The 17,437-nt window shown below is 35.4% G+C and carries 17 protein-coding genes; 7 read left to right on the top strand and 10 right to left on the bottom strand.

The window, feature by feature from the left end:
• The first annotated feature begins 103 nt into the window (after positions 1-103).
• The gene (locus tag ASF86_RS11680; RefSeq protein WP_056482302.1) at positions 104-640 is read left to right on the top strand and encodes a YbhB/YbcL family Raf kinase inhibitor-like protein; all 537 of its coding nucleotides are present in this window, start codon (positions 104-106) and stop codon (positions 638-640) included.
• Between the two features lie 86 nt (positions 641-726).
• A complete protein-coding gene (locus ASF86_RS11675; RefSeq protein ID WP_056482299.1) occupies positions 727-4,992 on the top strand; it encodes an AMP-binding protein in 4,266 nt (1,421 codons plus the stop codon).
• Positions 4,993-5,383: 391 nt separating this feature from the next.
• Here the strand turns inward: ASF86_RS11675 and ASF86_RS11670 are convergent, their stop codons facing one another.
• Entirely contained in the window at positions 5,384-5,725 is a 342-nt protein-coding gene (locus ASF86_RS11670; protein ID WP_001017478.1) for a DHCW motif cupin fold protein, read from the bottom strand.
• Between the two features lie 151 nt (positions 5,726-5,876).
• Positions 5,877-6,434: an NAD(P)H-dependent oxidoreductase gene (locus ASF86_RS11665; RefSeq protein ID WP_056482295.1), complete on the bottom strand. Its 558-nt coding sequence runs from the start codon at positions 6,432-6,434 to the stop codon at positions 5,877-5,879.
• A 116-nt stretch (positions 6,435-6,550) separates the two neighbouring features.
• On the opposite strand from ASF86_RS11665, the gene ASF86_RS11660 reads away from it, so the two are divergent.
• Both ASF86_RS11660 and ASF86_RS11655 read left to right on the top strand, forming a co-directional pair.
• Positions 6,551-6,886, top strand: coding sequence for a winged helix-turn-helix transcriptional regulator (locus ASF86_RS11660; RefSeq protein WP_056482292.1), 336 nt, complete (start codon positions 6,551-6,553; stop codon positions 6,884-6,886).
• Between the two features lie 27 nt (positions 6,887-6,913).
• Positions 6,914-7,132, top strand: a complete 219-nt coding sequence (locus tag ASF86_RS11655; protein WP_056482289.1) for a DUF6500 family protein — start codon at positions 6,914-6,916, stop codon at positions 7,130-7,132.
• 68 nt (positions 7,133-7,200) lie between these two features.
• On the opposite strand, the gene ASF86_RS11650 is transcribed toward ASF86_RS11655, so the two are convergent.
• Positions 7,201-8,082: a hypothetical protein gene (locus tag ASF86_RS11650; RefSeq protein WP_056482286.1), complete on the bottom strand. Its 882-nt coding sequence runs from the start codon at positions 8,080-8,082 to the stop codon at positions 7,201-7,203.
• A gap of 372 nt (positions 8,083-8,454) precedes the next feature.
• Between ASF86_RS11650 and ASF86_RS11645 the strand changes: the two genes are divergently transcribed.
• Positions 8,455-9,204, top strand: a complete 750-nt coding sequence (locus tag ASF86_RS11645) for an SH3 domain-containing protein (protein ID WP_056482283.1) — start codon at positions 8,455-8,457, stop codon at positions 9,202-9,204.
• 46 nt (positions 9,205-9,250) lie between these two features.
• Here ASF86_RS11645 and ASF86_RS11640 read toward each other — a convergent pair whose 3' ends face one another.
• Positions 9,251-9,799: a TetR/AcrR family transcriptional regulator gene (locus ASF86_RS11640; protein WP_056482281.1), complete on the bottom strand. Its 549-nt coding sequence runs from the start codon at positions 9,797-9,799 to the stop codon at positions 9,251-9,253.
• 1,046 nt (positions 9,800-10,845) lie between these two features.
• Between ASF86_RS11640 and ASF86_RS11635 the strand changes: the two genes are divergently transcribed.
• Positions 10,846-11,748, top strand: coding sequence for a helix-turn-helix domain-containing protein (locus ASF86_RS11635; RefSeq protein WP_004639845.1), 903 nt, complete (start codon positions 10,846-10,848; stop codon positions 11,746-11,748).
• A 112-nt stretch (positions 11,749-11,860) separates the two neighbouring features.
• Positions 11,861-12,862, top strand: coding sequence for an aldo/keto reductase (locus ASF86_RS11630; RefSeq protein ID WP_056482278.1), 1,002 nt, complete (start codon positions 11,861-11,863; stop codon positions 12,860-12,862).
• 45 nt (positions 12,863-12,907) lie between these two features.
• Here the strand turns inward: ASF86_RS11630 and ASF86_RS11625 are convergent, their stop codons facing one another.
• From ASF86_RS11625 to ASF86_RS11600, 6 genes are all read right to left on the bottom strand, one after another.
• The gene (locus tag ASF86_RS11625) at positions 12,908-13,300 is read right to left on the bottom strand and encodes a hypothetical protein (protein WP_056482275.1); all 393 of its coding nucleotides are present in this window, start codon (positions 13,298-13,300) and stop codon (positions 12,908-12,910) included.
• 97 nt (positions 13,301-13,397) lie between these two features.
• Positions 13,398-13,817, bottom strand: a complete 420-nt coding sequence (locus tag ASF86_RS11620; protein ID WP_056482271.1) for a hypothetical protein — start codon at positions 13,815-13,817, stop codon at positions 13,398-13,400.
• A 41-nt stretch (positions 13,818-13,858) separates the two neighbouring features.
• The gene (locus tag ASF86_RS11615) at positions 13,859-14,056 is read right to left on the bottom strand and encodes a hypothetical protein (RefSeq protein WP_056482268.1); all 198 of its coding nucleotides are present in this window, start codon (positions 14,054-14,056) and stop codon (positions 13,859-13,861) included.
• A 46-nt stretch (positions 14,057-14,102) separates the two neighbouring features.
• Entirely contained in the window at positions 14,103-14,846 is a 744-nt protein-coding gene (locus tag ASF86_RS11610; RefSeq protein ID WP_056482265.1) for a hypothetical protein, read from the bottom strand.
• Between the two features lie 181 nt (positions 14,847-15,027).
• Positions 15,028-16,224 (bottom strand): ATP-grasp domain-containing protein, encoded by a 1,197-nt coding sequence (locus ASF86_RS11605; protein ID WP_056482262.1) that lies wholly within the window; start codon positions 16,222-16,224, stop codon positions 15,028-15,030.
• Positions 16,221-17,432, bottom strand: coding sequence for an ATP-grasp domain-containing protein (locus tag ASF86_RS11600; RefSeq protein WP_056482259.1), 1,212 nt, complete (start codon positions 17,430-17,432; stop codon positions 16,221-16,223). Before ASF86_RS11600 ends, ASF86_RS11605 begins: the two co-directional genes overlap by 4 nt.
• Between the last annotated feature and the right edge of the window lie 5 nt (positions 17,433-17,437).

Genomic DNA, 17,437 nt, shown 5'->3' with positions numbered 1-17,437 from the left:
ATAGCGATTTTGATTAATTTAAGCTAAAAAGTGATTTATTGTAGATAAAATTAAATAACAATAAATATTAGAATTTTTTACCTTTTTTTGAGTCAAGATTCTCATGAATAAAATTGTCCTAGCTTTTCTTTTACCTTTAATTACATGCACACATTTATCGGCTGCAGAATTTCAACTCAAAAGTAGTGATATTACAGCTAATAAATTTATGAAAAAGGACCAAGAATTTCAAGGTTTTGGTTGTGAAGGAGGCAATAAATCTCCTCAATTATCGTGGAGTGGAGCACCAAGTGGTACTAAGGCCTACGCAATTATGGCTTATGATCCAGATGCTCCTTCAGGTAGTGGCTGGTGGCACTGGCAGGCAGTAAATATCCCTTTAGAAGTCACTTCTATTTCTTCTGGTACAGGACATTTTAATAATAAAGATGTAATTGAAATTAAAAATGATTATGGCCAGACAGGTTTTGGTGGTGCTTGCCCACCTAAAGGTCATGGTATCCATCACTATCAATTTACTGTTTATGCACTTTCGGAAAAACTAGATTTACCACCTAATGCTTCAGCAGCATTAACAGGCTATATGGTAAAAGCTCACTCTTTGGCATCTAGCACTATCGTTGCTCTTTATCAAAAGTAAGAATAATAGTTTTATGGGGATTTTCTTCCCCATGAAACTATAAATTTTTTGTTTTTATAAAAATCTCTTTAAAAACGGAAACTACAATGTTTGATAAAGAAATACCGGTGCAACAAAAAGTTTTAGCTCTTCATGGAATGGGGAGTAATAAATTAGTTACGGAGCTTCAACTTCAAAATTTAGGAATTGTTAATGAAAATTATAGTATAACCTATATTAATGGTGTTATTCCTGTGGATACACCAGAAGTTAGTTTATCCGAATTAACAAATATTACTAATGAAGAATGGTATTCTTGGTTACTACCTAAAGCTCAATGGCATGAAGTTAATAGCGAAATTCTTTTAAAAAATATTTGTGAAGCTATTATAAAAGTTTTAGTAGTTATTGAAAAATATGGCCCATTTGATATAGGTTATGGTTTTAGTCAAGGCGGTTATATTATTGATTTAATCAACAATCTACCGAATGATCCCATTTTGCTTGAAGCAGTAAAAAGTCATTTAGGAAGAGAGTTGTCTTTTGATATTTCTACACAACTTCCTTTTAAAAATTTAATTTATGCATGTGTTGGTTCTACTCTCTCAATCTCAGAGCTTCGTAGATTAGCAGGTCTATCGAAAAGAAAAGATGATTTTAAAACACAAAGTATTATTTATTTAATCGGAAAACATGATGTTCAAAAAAGTTATTCTGAAAATTTTGTTCTAGAAAATAGCAGTATTATAAGTCAAGTAATATATTTAGATGGTGGACATGAAATTAATAGTAATGTACCGGATCATATAAAAAAAAGTATAAAAGATTCGCTTGAAAATAAAGTACCAAAAAATAGTTCGAACAGTACGCTGAGAACATCTTGCACCTTTAGCTCTTTAGAAGTTTTCGATGAGTACCAAGCAACTCAAGTATATATTAGTACTAAAGATCAGCCACATACTATTGTAGATTTACTATCTAAAAGGACATCTACTGCGCCATTATTTAGGCATGCACGTAATAATGATCAAAGTTTATGTACTACATATGGTCAGATGCTAGCATTTCTTAGCCCAAAGGGTGAAGGTGATCTTCGAAGAATAGGGGTTAAAGACAACGAAATTATAGCTTATGTAGCTCCTCCAGGTGGTAGTGCTGAAAGTGCTGTTACTTTTCTTACAATAGCAGCTCAGGCATGTGCAGTCCCTCTTTCTGTAACGATGACAGAAAACGAGACACTAGAAGCCTTAAAACAACTCCAAGTAGATCACATTGTAATTTTTGAAAATGTAAATGCCAAAAGTGTGATTACTGCTTGTGAGAAATATTGTGCTGAACTTAGTAAACAACTCCACTATGTTCAAATACTAGGTAATGAGGCTCCTGGCCTATTTAGATTTAAAAACTCATTAAAAGATTTTGAATCTTTACCTCCTTTATTGTCATCTGCGGAAAATGACTGTTTATTATTACGAACTTCTGGAACTACCTCTACTCCAAAAATTGTTCCTCTAAAACAAAAGGATTTAGTTCTAAATAGCACGATCTTAGCGAATAGTATTGGAATTAATGAGTTTGATATTACTTATAGCGTGATGCCATTAGATCATATCGGAGGAATATCAGCTTCAATTCTAGCTAGTTTATCAGTTGGTGCTGCAATTACGTGTGACGGTCTATACAATCCACAATTAATGGTTGAAGCTTTAACAGAATCAAGCCCTCAACCTACATGGTATTCTAGCGTACCCACCATTCATGTTGCTACCTTACAATATCTTAAGCAAAATAATGAAAAGTATTTGAATGAAGATGGAATATGGACTGAACATAATTTAAGGCTAATACGTTCAGGCGCTGCAGCTCTTAGGGAAGAAGATCGAATTGCACTAATGCGCACTTATGACTGTCCTGTTCTACCTACATATAGCATGTCAGAATTAATGCCAATTTCGCAGCCTATCCAAACAGAAATGAGTTGGGATATTCAAGAAGGTTCTGTTGGTGTACCACTAATCGCTTCTTTAATAATTGTTAATCCAGAAACTCTACTCCCACAACCATACGGAGTTACTGGTGAAATTGCTATTTCAGGAGATACAGTTTTTTCAGGATACAAGGATAATTTAGAAGCTAATCAAAATTCTAGATTTTTAATGAAGTTACCAGATGCAATTAAAGAGCAGGTTTGGTTTTTAACGGGAGATTTGGGACAAATAGATAATCTCGGTAACTTGACATTAAAGGGTCGTTCCAAAGAATTAATTAAACGTGGTGGAGAACAAATCTCTCCTAGTGAAATAGAAGATAAATTAATTGGTTACGCGGGTATTGATCTTGCAATCTGCTTCCCCGTTCCCTCTGAGATTTATGGAGAAGAAGTTGGCTGCGTAATTGTTTCTTCCGACCCCAAATTTGATAAGGAAAATTTAAAAACATGGGCAGGTCAATTAAGAAAATTTTTAATTGAACAGGGAGTTGCTATTCATAAAATTCCTTCTATATGGACTACTGCAAACAAAACAGATTTGCCAATGACCAATAGCAAGAAATACAAACGCAACTCCATGGCACAGGCACTTCAGATTACTACAACCCAATCCCCAGCCAATGCTAACTTAAATACAAATAAAGAAACATTAACTAAAAATATTTCACCGGATAAACCTAAGGTAGATTGGGACTCAATAGCAGGATTTAGATTCATTCTCGCATGTTATGTTATGTTCATGCATTTTGGCTCTAATAATTCATGGGATGCTTTTAATAATTTACGTCAATTCCAATGGCATGTTAACAGTTTCTTTATATTAGCTGGTTTTTCCTTAGCTATATTAATGCCTAGTTTAATCCAAAAGAAATTCGCGTTTGTGAAATCAAAAATTGCTGTAATGTATCCTTTATATGTATTGGCAATTATATTTGCAATGGCGAATCTCTTCGTTAGTTGTGAACCTTCAACTTTCATTTCTAATTTTTCTTGGGCATCTTTACATAGCACGGCTTCATATTGTCAAGGTACACCATTAATAGAAAGTTCATGGACTGGTAATGTAATTTCATCATTAATAATTTATTTAACTGGACTTCAAGCAACACCACTCTGGGGAGCAAGCTGGTTTATAGGATTCTATTTATGGTTTATCTCCATGTATTTCCAATGCCTAGTTGTTTTTCCATTGGCCTATAATGCACTCTACAAGAATAGAGGGAATATAAAGAAAATATCACTTTACATAGGTGTTGGACTAGTTATCAATATGATTATCCTATGGGGTTTTTGGTATGGGTATGCTATTGATTTTGTGGGATATGGACCTTTTGACCCTATTACGGGAATTAAGACAACTCCTTCAGCATCTCAAATACTAGAAGCTGGTAATGATAATGCTGTTGGACTAGGGTTTTACTTGTTCGCGCCTTTCTGGATGATATATTTCTTATTAGGGATCGGAGCCGCTTTTTTATATGATGCAATTAGACCAACTGAACAAAAACGTTCTCAAATTTGGGGTTATATTGCAGATAGTATTACTATAATTATTCTTTGTGTTGCGGCTGCTCATGTTTCACAGGGTTATTTTCATTTAACCCCTGAAATTACAAAAGTTCCTGTGGATTTTTATTTCATGAGACCTGAAGAGGCAAATAGTTATGCTGATCCAGGAATTACGAATCGAATTTGGGATGAAATTTATAGTCGTTCATTTGCTCCTCTAACTCTCCTATGGATTTTTGCAATTAGTACAGGAAAAGGTCTAACAGCTAGAATTTTAAGAGCACGTCCTTTATCTCACTTTCTTGCACCTACAGCTTATGCTTGTTTTCTATTTCATCAAATGGTTGGGCAATGGTACTATGCGATTACACGTCATGGACATTGGTGGAACTGGTGGGAACATCGTAAGAGTTTCTATTGGTTTAGCCCAGAACCTGTTCCTGTAGAATGGTATGAGTATTTCTATCTTGTAGGTTTAGTTGTTCTCTTTGCAAAGTTAGTTCAACCATTTGATAGCTTACTTCATAACATTTATTCGAAACTTTTGGGAATAGCCAGAAAACAAAAACTAAAGGAACAACCTACCTTAGATATTGCTAATATCGTATTAAAAACTGCTACTAACATAGCTGGTTTGGAAGTTAGCAGAGATCTTGGTTTAAATGATAATGGCTTGGCCTCGCTTGGTACGGTTAGATTTATTAGTGCGCTTGAAACTGAATTTTCTTCATTTAATTACAACTTGTCTCTTTCAGTTTCAGAAGTTATAGCAGCTCAAGATTTGAATGAAATTATTGAATTAATTCAAAGAAAGCTCAATGAAGAAGAGGAATCTGAATTGATAGAAATTGCTTATAAACAAAATACAATTTAGATTAATTTTCTGAAAAGTTGTTTCTATGACAAAAGGAGATCTAAAGTTTTCAGATCTCCTTTTATTAGGCATAAATATTAAATAATCTTATTACCACCCTCGTTTAGGTTTCCTATCTTTAAACTTGACCTTTTGTAGCGATATCTTCTGTTATAAGTAGATAGCTAGTTTCTGGATCAATGATTCTAATAAATTCTGTCTGAGCTAAATCTATCAATTCAGGTAAATTTTTTTTGAATTAAAGTATAATTCTGTTAAATGAATGATGTTCAAAATATTCAATCCTCGAGATATCTTAATAGTATTAATACAGAAGATTTTTAATCTTCTATCTAGCTCAGCCAGCCTTAACTAATTTTTAAATATAAGCATCTAATTTAAAACAACAAATCTAATCAACGATAAGTAACTTCGCACCATTCAAGCTAAAAGACTGATGTGGTTCTGAATTATCCCCTACCTGATAACTCATGCCCGAAGTTAAAGTAAATGTTCGACCATCCTTCAATCTACTTTCTAGCTCACCTTCAAGGCAAAATAATATGTGCCCTTTTTCACACCAATGGTCCGCTAAGTAATTTGCCGAGTACTCTACAAGTCTTACTCTAATTTTATTTCCTTCTTCACCAAAAAATTGGGTTTTCCAATAAGCTTTTCCAGTTTCACCGCTATATTCAGTGACTTCTATTTCTTCCCAGTTTGTAATTTGAAATGGAAAAGGCGCGATATTCATAATTTTTTCCAAAGACGTATTATTGTATTTTTCAACTTATAGACAAATTTAACTTTTGCAAATGATTTATCAAAAATCAGAAAGATAACAAAACTATTTTTCACTTTTAAAAGACCTAAACTAATCAGCTTAGGCCTTCCCATCTCTAAACTTACTTAGACAACTCTAATAGTTTCTGAACATACTGCATTGCATTATTGTCTATGTCTTGGTGAGTCGGAACAACGTCGTCTTCAGAAGGATTGGTGTCTAAACCATAAAATGCATGAAGTGGTTGATAGACTGCCCCAACATATAAAGCTGTTAGCTCAAATGGAGTAAAAATCTTCTCCAAAGAAATTTGATAGTCACCAGTTTCTGAATAAACTTGTTCTTGCCCACCAGCAGATAAAGCCAACATAAAATTTTTATTTTTGAGCTTGTCGCCTTCTGAACCGTAAGCCCAACCATATGCCAAAACTTCATCAAGCCATTGCTTTAATAACGGTGGACAGTTAAACCAATACACAGGAAATTGAAAGACTAAATTTTCATGTTCTTCGACAAGTGCTTGCTCTTTGGCAACATCAATCACCCCGTCTGGGTAGGCTTGATAAATTTGGTGAATCGTAAATTGATCGGGATGTTTTTCTAGTTCCTCAATCCATCTTTTATTTACAATAGACTGGTCTATGTGAGGATGCGTAACAATGACTAATGTCTTTTTCATTATGAAAACACTCTTATCGAAAAGTAGATAAATCGATTATAGAAGTGTGCTTTCCTAAATATAAGTACGGTAATTTATGTTATATACTATACCAAAAGATAGTATGGATTTTAAAAATGGATGACTGCATTCCAACGTATACGCCATTAGAAGATACGGGTTTTGGCTACACCCTTTCTTTGATTAACGGCAAATATAAAATGATTATTATGTATTGGCTTTATGGAAAAACCGTCATGCGTTTTAATGAACTGCAACGCTGCATTGGCAATATTTCTTTTAGAACGCTTAGCAATACACTCAAAGAATTAGAAAGAGATGGACTAATTCATCGCAAGGAATATCCTCAAATTCCGCCAAAGGTTGAATATCGCCTTTCAGAAAGAGGACAGTCTTTGATTCCTTTGTTAGATATGATGTGCGATTGGGGCGAGCGCAATAAATCGTCTTAGTTTTATAGACTTGAAGTGATACTAAATATGAGAAATGAATTAAGAGAAATTTTTATTAAGGGATGCGACGATAAGATTGAAAAGAAAGGAGACAATGTCGGTCTATCTTTTTATGCTTTTTTTAAAAATAAGAACGATAACCCTGAGCTACTGATGGAAGCAGCTCATTGGTGGATTATGGAGCATAAGCTAGATCACTTCGAGAAGGCAGTTAAGATTAAACTGTTGGTTTTGAGTGAAAGTTAAAAATTAGAGCTAGTTGAAAAAGGCTTAAATTTAAATAATTTAAGCCTTTTTACTATTTAAAAAAACATCTACTTAACATATGGCCAAACATCAGGATCTGTATATTCCTCATCAATATGATAGCCTTCAGCCTTAGCTTTTATCTCTTCCTTTTCCCTATATTTTTTATTTTCAATTAATCTCTTTTTAAACGCTTGCTCGAATTCACTAGGTGTCATTTTATCAGAGTCAGTAATTGAATCTCTTTCGTTGTAGCGAACACTCTGAAAGCTAAATCTAAGCATATATTGCTCTTCATTACGCTCATTCTTAGCTGTTCTTTTTAAACTAATATCTAAAATAACCCCATTAGCGTACAACCTATAACCCAATGATTTTGTAGGGCTATTGTTTATTATATTTTTCCACTCTTCAAAACTAAAAATATAACTTGGGTCAATGACATCACGACTTTTCAATAGATGTTTAATATTATCTTCTTTAGCTATACGCGGAGCATCGGTGAAGAAATAGTTTTTCCAGCCAGCCTGATTAATACGTTTCATTAAAGCTACATAGCTTTGATATATCTGCTCTGGGGTAGCAAATTCTTCTTTTGTTAGTCCGGCATCAATATCTAAAACTTGAATCCCTTCATTTTTATCATATTGAGTACCTAATACAGAAAAAACATGCTCAATTAATAAACTATTAGCACCATTCTCTATTTTTAATTTTCCTAAATGAGGAGGTGAAAATTGAAGTTCTCTAAAGCTAACGCCAGCTGGGTGATTATCGACATCGCCATCACTATACTTTGAAAAATCTTGAATACCTTGTTCACCCATATGCAAAGTGTAGGACGGCTGATTCGAAGTCAAATTATCATTATGTTCTGATGTTGGCTGACAAGCGGAAAGTAATAATCCAAAAATCAAAATTAAGAAATATTGTTTAAATTTTGCCATCATTACTATCTTTCCCTATTTTAAACTCTGCGTTGCTATCCCCCCATCCTGCAATAACTCCTAATTCTTTTTCTAAAAAATCTCTCCCTTTATCACTTTGCATTAATCGGTGGTATTTACTAGTTACAACTTTAATCTACTTTATTAGAAATGCTGTGTGAATTGAAGTAGTACAAAAAAGGAGATAATAATTAGATCACTTCGAGAAGGTGGTTAAGGTTTAAGTAAATGCTAGAAAAAATATGAACTTTCAGCAATCTGGCCTTCTTTAATTTCTTTATTAAATATGATATTTGACTATAGGGGCACAAGAATTTAATTTTAAAATAATTGAGTCTTATCATATTTCATATATTACATTTTGAGGGGAAAAATTTGTCTACTCCATTAAATGAAAGTAAAGGTTTTACCCTTAATCCTGAACTACAAAAAAGTCTCCAAACTATCGCACAAGTCCTAATTAATTTTCAAAATGGTCTAATTTCATTTTTGCAAAGACCTGATGTACAAGAAGCTTTAAAAGCCATTCACAACATTGCTGCTCAATTCCATCAATATTTGAATGACCCTAATGTTCAAAAAAATATTGTACAGCTTCAAAGAAATATAGTTTCTCTTGTAGATAGCCATAGCTTTCAAAAAGAATATCTTAATAATAAATATGCAGAATCTACTAATGATTTCACGGTATTTGAAAAAAATATAAGAGAAGAAATCAACTTTTCAGAACAGCTTTCTTCTTTTCCATCTGAAGAAGAAAAAAATAAGTTTTTTAACTTTTTTCTACATTTTATATTTTTAGTTTTTATGTTTCATATTAGCAATTTAGACAAATTCACAGATTTCAAGGAAAGTTACATATTTTATATTAATAATATCGACTCAAAAGGAGTAACTATTTCCAGAATAAATCTAAGAGAAGAGCCATCTTTTGAAAGTGAACCAATTTTAGTACTGCCGAGAAATACTGTTTTGAAAATTTATCAGGAAACTAATAATGGATGGATGAAAGTCTCAGTAAATCAAAATAACTTAGATATAGAAGGTTATGTATCAAAAGCCTATATAAAGAAAATTAAAAGTGAATATGATTTTAACGCTATTTTCAACTTAAAAGATGATTGACCTATGAAAAACAAAAAAGCCCAACTCCCGTCGGGCCTTCCCCCCATCAAACCCGACTTAAAAAGTATTCAAGTAATAAATCCCTTTCATCAGTGTTATTGGTCCCCAAAAGCTGAACCATCGCGCCATCAATAACAAATAAAAACATGTGCGCATCTTCAACTGTAGCAGTCACTTTTACAGTTAAAAGCAGTTTATGAATTTCTTTAATGAACCAGTTTCGGTAGTTAATAACGAGTTTATAGGCCGTAGGATAGATCTTTTCAATTTCAAAAATTGCTTTAAATGGCAAACGATAAAAGCCATCTAAGTTCGCATGTAAAAGGTAAATTTTCTTGAGCTTATCGAATGCCATGAGTTCACGGTACGAATGAATAATTGAAAACACCTCATGCTTCAATGCATCTATTTGAAAAGTTAAGCTCATCTGAATGAGCCTTTCTTTGGAGTGAAAATAGTTATAAAAAGTAGCTTTGGGGATTTTGGCTTCCTCAATAATTCGATCTATCCCGATGTAAAACCCGTTTTGATTAAATAAATCTTTTGCTGCGTGGAGCACGCTTAATGCTCTAAATGAAGCTTCTAAATTTGGCATTTTTATACCGTTTAAAATAATTTTTTGTTGTATGTGAAAGAGATAGAAATGCCGTCACTCTTAAATTGAGCGCTAAAAACAGGCATGCGAAAGCAGCACAAAAATGGTGTGCTCGCCTATCTCGGGTTTTATTGTTGCTATGATTTTTTAGTCGTAATGACCTATGGCTTAAAACCTAGAGTCGGTTAAACCTTTTTAAAGACCAGTTGGGTATAGAGTCAAAGATTTTGGCGAAGGTTGCCAATAAGAGAGATGAAATAGTACGCATAATGGCGAACTCCTTGTGTATTAAAGAAGAACTACCACGATTACTGCTAAATAATGGTGGCAGAACGAAAGGGGTTAGCAGACTGGCACACAAGGATCCAGCACGCGCAAGCGCGTCCCCCTCCGTCCTACCATAGAAAAAAGGGGGACGAAAAGATCCAGTACTGAAAAGCGAACTTTTAGTACTCTTGCGTGGAGGGTCTGCTAAAACCCACTGGCATTGTGGCCAGCAGGCAAAGGATAATCCGCTCGTTTTTACGTGTCAATGTAAGGTTGAATATAAATTAGTTAAATAATTTTTGTTTTCATTCAATTAGATATTTAAGCTAAACAGTCATTCAACTTAAATTTAAAGATATCATGGTAATAATAGAAATGGTGGCAGAACGAAAAGAGGTTAGCAGACTGATTTACCCAAAAATCAGCACACCCTAAAGTGTCCTCTTACCGCTCTACCATAGAATGGTGGCAAAACGAAAAGGGATTAGCAGACTGGTACAAAAGGAACCCAGCACACCTAAAGGCGTTCCCTTATCGCTCTACCCTAAAGTGGTTTGCAGGCAAAGAATAATCATCAAGGTTTTAAGTGTCAATGTACATATATCATTAATTTATAAAATATTTTTATTTTCTTTACCCCTTTATTTTATTGTTAATTTATCATTCATTTTCAAACCTGTTTAAATGAACTGATTGATCCCGCCATAAATAAAAGCTACAGTAAATAAAGTTTGAATTTTATAACTTTAAATAAATTGATAACGCATGCAGGCAAAGACATGGAAACCATACATGATTTTTATCGCCGCTTTTCTTTAACCAGAGATAGCGATTACTCGGTTCCATCGACTTCGTTTGGACATTTTAACGTGTTCCAACGCGATGCCTGCTCGTTTCTCACGCCTTATAGCCGCCGCGATTATTATAAAATTTCACTGGTTTTAGGCACAGGCGACCTCCACTACGCCAACCGCTGGATTCGGGTAGACCGCCCTGCTTTACTGTTTTCAAACCCAATGGTTCCCTACGCTTGGGAAATTAATTCGCCTGAACAGGCAGGCTGGTTTTGTCTATTTACCGAAGAGTTTGTAAACCAAGAATCAAGACAAAGTTTTTTAAAAGACTCGCCGCTTTTTAAAGTCGACGGCGACCCACTATATTTTTTAAACGACCAACAGGTTGATGAAATTTCATTTATTTTCAAAAAGATGATGACTGAAATAAATTCAGACTACATTCATAAATACAACGTTTTAAGAAACTATTTGCACCTGATTGTGCATGAAGCCATGAAAATGCAGCCAACCCAACAGTTTGAAAAACATAGCAATGCTGCGGTTCGAATTTGCCATTTATTCTTTGAATTATTAGAGCGCCAGTTCCCCATCGACTCGCCACATTTTCAGCTTAAACTCAAAACTGCAAACGACTATGCCTATGGTCTGTCGGTGCATGTCAATCATTTAAACCGAGCCGTAAAAGAAGCCACAGGTAAAACCACCTCTGAACATATTAGCTCGCGCATTACACAAGAAGCCAAAGCGCTGCTACAACACACCAGTTGGAATATTTCCGAAATTGCCTATAGCTTAGGCTTTGAATATTCAGCGTATTTCACCAACTTCTTTAAGAAAAATACAGGCTTTTCACCTAAAAAGTTCCGCGAAGACTGTGTAGCCTAAAAACAGATTGTTTGAATTTTATAATTATTGGTTTGAATGTTATACGTCAGTTTGAGCCAAAGCATTTTATAGTTTTTCTACTCAAGTGATTTTGCAAAAAAGAGTATGAAAAATGAAATATAGAACTTTAGGACAAACAGGCGAAAAAGTATCAGCACTTGGTTTAGGTTGCATGGGAATGAGCTTTGCCTATGGTGCCTCAGACGACACACAAAGCATTGCAACCCTAGAAAAAGCCTTAGACCTCGGCATTAACTTTTGGGACACCGCCGACATGTACGGCAACGGCGCAAACGAAGTTTTGCTCTCAAAAGTTTTAGAGAAACACCGCGACAAAGTATTCTTGGCGACCAAATTTGGCTTCCGCTACAAAGAAGATAACCTCAACCCACAAAACTCTTTAGAGTCTTATATCGACGGTTCTCCAGAGTGGATTAAAGTTGCGGTCGAAAACAGTTTAAAACGCTTAAATACAGACGTGATTGATCTGTATTATGCACACCGCATTGACCCGAATATTCCAGTTGAAGACACGATTGGCGCCATGGCTGACTTGGTCCAACAAGGTAAAGTTCGCTATTTAGGACTCAGTGAAGCGTCGGCTGAAACCATTCGTAAAGCACATGCGATTCACCCGATTGCAGCGGTTCAACATGAATATTCGCTACTTACCCGTGAATTTGAGCAAACTCATTTGCAAACTATTCGTGAGTTAGGCATTAGCCTTGTGCCGTATTCACCGCTATCGCGTGGTTTAATTACCAACACGCTCGATGTCGGCAACCTAGAAGAAAACGATTTCCGTCGCCAGTTACCACGTTATCAAGGTGATAACTGGAAAAATAACCAAAGCTTAGCGCAAGCATTTAGCGAATTTGCTCAAAGCAAAAACGCGACAGCGGCTCAACTGGCTTTGGCTTGGATTTTGGCGCAAGGTGAAGACATTATTCCAATTCCGGGCACGCGTAAAATCGAGCGACTTGTGGAAAATGCTGGTGCTGTAGACCTTGATTTAACAACAGCAGATTTGGCAGAAATCGACGCAATTATTGCGAGATATCCAAACATGGGCGCACGCTATAACGCTGAGCAACTTGCTGCGGTAAATCATTAAAATATGAGCTATAAAAAAGTCCGACTTAGTGTCGGACTTTTTTATTTAGTCTTTGCTATAACTGCCCTGCTGGCGTCCATCGTTCCAAGTTACGTCTAACGATTTTTCAGAAATCGTCAGGCTTTCTGGAAATATACTTAAATTCTTTTTGAATTTAGAGTCTGGTTTTAAACCAATACAGTTGCCATTTTTCCACCATGTCCCTTCGGCATATTGGTCTAAAGCACCATAAGCTAGCATCCATTTAAACTTACCGTCTGGCTGAAGTAAAAGTTCCGAACCGACTTCCATCACACCATTTAAATAATAGTGTCCCCCCCAAGCCTGATCGGCTTGCTGAAATTTCACCTCTTTACATACGCTCGTTGGCTCTGCATAAATTTGAGATGAAATCACAATCGTCGAAAGTAGTAGCAACCGTGCAATCATATTTGTCATTATTTAATTTCCTTTAAAAATCAATAAACTTCTTTTTAATCAAGTTATTAGTTAGTTTTAATCCAGCTCTGTCTTAGAGAACAAGTAAGTAGGATTCTCAAGTTTTTATATATTCCTCATAAGAAGAGACTACTGTTACATCATTTGCTAGGAAATCAGGATACTTTTCTCTTAGTAATTCAACACATTCTTGACTTGCGGTTACTACAACCAATGGATCACTCGGATAGGTAACAAACATGGGGAAATCACTAATGAGTTTAAAAACTGCTCTCTCCATTTTTTCTGATCCGCATGGCCTAAAAATAGTTAAGCCTTCTACACTCGAGTTATCCTTACCGAAAGTTATGGAAAAATGACAGTGTACACCTGCCATCTGGCCTTCATATAACTCTACGCCATAATCTAAAAAGTAATAATTGTCATCTATTTCAGTCCAATAGGGACTAAAAATATCTAATATTTCCTCTTTAGTTGCAGAATCATCCATTGAAAAAATAAAGTATTCAATACCCATGTTTTCTCTCTTATCTACTATATCTCATCATTCAATTACTACTATCCAACATAACCATAAATCAGGCCAACTACACCAATACATAATAGAATGATAAAAGTTATATTTTCTGTCTCAGACTTATTTTTACGTTTTTTACCGTATAGCCCAACAATTACTGCAATTATAATTATCAAAATACTAGCGAGCATTACAAAGCCCATCATAATGCCATGGCCAATATTTGCCGAACTTAACATTCAAGTTTCCTTTTTTAAATCTTAGAAAAGAATAGTAAGAAATTTACTATTTTCCAGACTCAACTTTTAAATAAGTTCCATCTGCATACACGTTGTGTCCAAAGCCACAACCCGAGTTACCCTCATTTTGCTTGACCTGAATATAATTTCCTAATTTCGCATTGGTTTTAAAATCGAGCTGAATGCGGCAGTCTTGATCTTTATAGACGATTTGCTTTTTATTGCTCGGCATTGTGGTGCCAAACTCACCCATGTTCGGGCCGTAAATTAAGCTTCTAAGTCCCATATATAAACCAGCATAGCTGATTGCATATTGCCCCTTCTCACGGCTTACCGTGATGTGGTCCCATTCGCCAAAACCTGAGTAACGGACATATTCACCAGACAAGTCATTTGACGCTTTAGGTGCAGGTAATTGCTTAAGGTTAAATTGGCTAGATTTTGATTTTTCATCGAGCATAAACCACGATCTTGCCCAAAGTGGCTGACCCAGTTTGGCATAGGCTAAACCCACGTTATTGTTAGCAACTTCAACATCTCGGTCAGTAAATTTAACCGTGGTTTCATCTGCATTGGCTTTACAAAACGCAGTCCAAGAGGCTTGATTCTGGAAATTTTCTAGGGCTTTTTTATATTGTTTTTGGTCGTAATTTTTCTTACCTAAGCTCGCGTATTGCTTCACTTTATTACAGCTTTGTTGTAGCTCTTGTGCAAAAGAAAATTCTGCATGAGTAACCGATAAAGCCGAAAGTGTGAGAACCGCGCAACCTGAAATAACAGATTTAATCATTTTTAAAATTCTTTAATAATTAACTAATTATATAATATGAGCTAGTTCGACAAATCACAATTCTCTGCAACAAAAGTCCATTACAATGCTGGTTAGCTTAGGTTCTTTCATCACGCCATATAAAAAGGCCTGAACGTTTAAGTCCAAGCCTTTTGATTTTTAGAGTTTAGCCAAATCTCAACTAAGAAGACTCCGTTAGACTCAAACTAGAATGATGATTTTGACAAATTGCGCTTTGCAAAATTTTCATACTATTTTTAATCGCATCTTCGACCTGTATTTGACTCTCTCCCATGAAATGAATTTTTGCAGGAATATTTTCATAACTAAAATTGTTATGGTCACCACTTTCTTGAATTAACTGATAGGTAATCGTTTCATTCTCTAATTCTTTAATGCCATTAAATAAAAAACCAGAACTATAGGGATTCGGCATCATCAGAAAACCAGTGATTTTCGTATTTACTGGCTCTAGCGGAATATTCATTGCCGCCTTAATCCACATTTCATATAAATCGACTGACTCATTACGTAATGTAATGAACGGAATTTCCCCGCCACCGACTCGCCCGCCAACCTCTAAAAAGACCAGCTCACCTTTAGACTCAATAAATTCAAGATGAATCGCCTGATCTTTTAATTTTAAGAATTTACATACGTCTAAAGTAAATCTTTCTACTTTTTGAATAAACTCAGAATTATCAATCGTGACTGAACCTAATGGCGCACCGTTTCTGAAGTCTAAACAGGTATTAATATATTTTGAGACTTTAAAGTAAGGCATTTTATTGTCAGAAATAATCGCATCGACGTGATAGATATCTCCCTCAATAAACTCCTCTACTTCGTAGCCTGCATAGGAAGACAATCGTGGTATATCAGCCAACTCACTAATTTTAATTACGCCTTCAGAAGCCGCACCTACCTGAGGTTTTAAAATAATCGCTGAGCCACTTTCTAGCAGAAACTTTTCAATATCTTGGTGTGAAGACACTTCTGCATATTTAGGGTAACGGACAGTAGAATGAGCTAAAGCATCCTTCATTTTTTTCTTGTTACGGCACAACAAATTGTCTTCAACCGTTGCGCCCACAATATTCAATTCAGTTCGAATGCGAGCGGCAGCATCGAGGTCATATTCCGAGATGGCAATAACGTAATCTATTGGCTTTTTTTCATAGATTTTTACGGCTTCTTTTAATACATCCTCTTCATTTAATTGTTCTAAACTCGCTATGTAGTAACAGTTTGAAGAGGTGATATAGCGCATCGTTTCTGTTAATGAAATATAAGAGACATGGACAGCATCATGATCTATATATTTATTAAAGTCAGACAATTCATCGTCATATCTATTAATGATTAATACATGTTTCATATGACTTTCACCTGCTCATGTATATGTGTGACTAAACTACGGATCTTATCTTCACTTTCAGAACGGAGAATGATGTAGCCTAATCGTGAGGTCCAATCATGGTTACAAGCGAGTTCATCATCTGCTTCGTAGTAAAAGTGATGGTGTACACATTCAGGTGCGTCTAACAGTTGCTCTAAACCACTAAAACCTTTGAACAGGCGGTGGTTTCCTTGAGGAATAAAGGCAATTGCAGAGACCATATTTTTCTCTATTGAAGGTGAATATGGCAGGTCGAGGTATTCGCTCAGTACAGCTTGTGCGAGATCAAAATTAGTCGCCAGTTTAATTAACTCAACAATATTGTCGCCCGGTAAACGTGCTGCTAACTCAATTGCCACTGCTTTTCCTTGAGGTGTAACTCGCAGTTCTAAGTGAAAAGGCCCGATGTTTAATTCTAAGGTTTGAATGACTTTTGCGGCATAATCAAAAACGTGTTCAGAAAATTGACCGTCATATTGATTACCCACAATATGCCCAATTTCGACAAAGTAAGGTTCAGGACCTAATAGCTTCTCTGTCAGTGAAGCGAAGGTTATTTTTCCATCTGTATGGACAATTCCTTCAACACTGTATTCCTTCCCTACGATATATTCTTCAACAATTAAATCACCACTTGCATAGAAGCCAATATCATTCGGTTTAGATTTCCAGATCGCTTCAACTGTTTGTAAAAGCTCCTCAAAATCTGCAACTTTTTTAACAGACATACTGCCCGCCATATCAACCGGCTTCACTACAGCTGGAAACTTAAACCCTTGAGGCAAGCGGATCTCTTTACCCTGTGAAATTAAGGCATATTTAATATCGCTTAAACCTGACTTGGTTAGCTTGTCACGAAATTTGAATTTATTTCGAACCGTTTGCGCTGTTGTATATTCAAGAGAGTTTTTGGTAAATGAATTGCCTAGCTGTGCTGCCATAGGTACAGCATATTCAACCCCCGGTAATATCGCTCTTACGGTCTTTAACTCATTAATTTTAGAGAGTTGGCTATGAAAATCACTGGTATCTATTTTTATTATCTCTTTTGCTTTTTGTCGCATTGTTCCATCAATGCTGCACTCTCCTTCGTCAGTAGAAAAAACATATAAATCTATACCTAATTCTTGAGCGGCATTTAAATAAGTGATGCCTGAAGAAATAGGTTCTATAACTACTACAGTCATTGTTA

The sequence above is a fragment of the Acinetobacter sp. Leaf130 genome, from assembly GCF_001423205.1.
Taxonomy (GTDB): Bacteria; Pseudomonadota; Gammaproteobacteria; order Pseudomonadales; family Moraxellaceae; genus Acinetobacter; species Acinetobacter calcoaceticus.
Note: the sequence above shows the minus strand (reverse complement) of the source record. Positions and strands in the feature narration are given on the sequence as shown.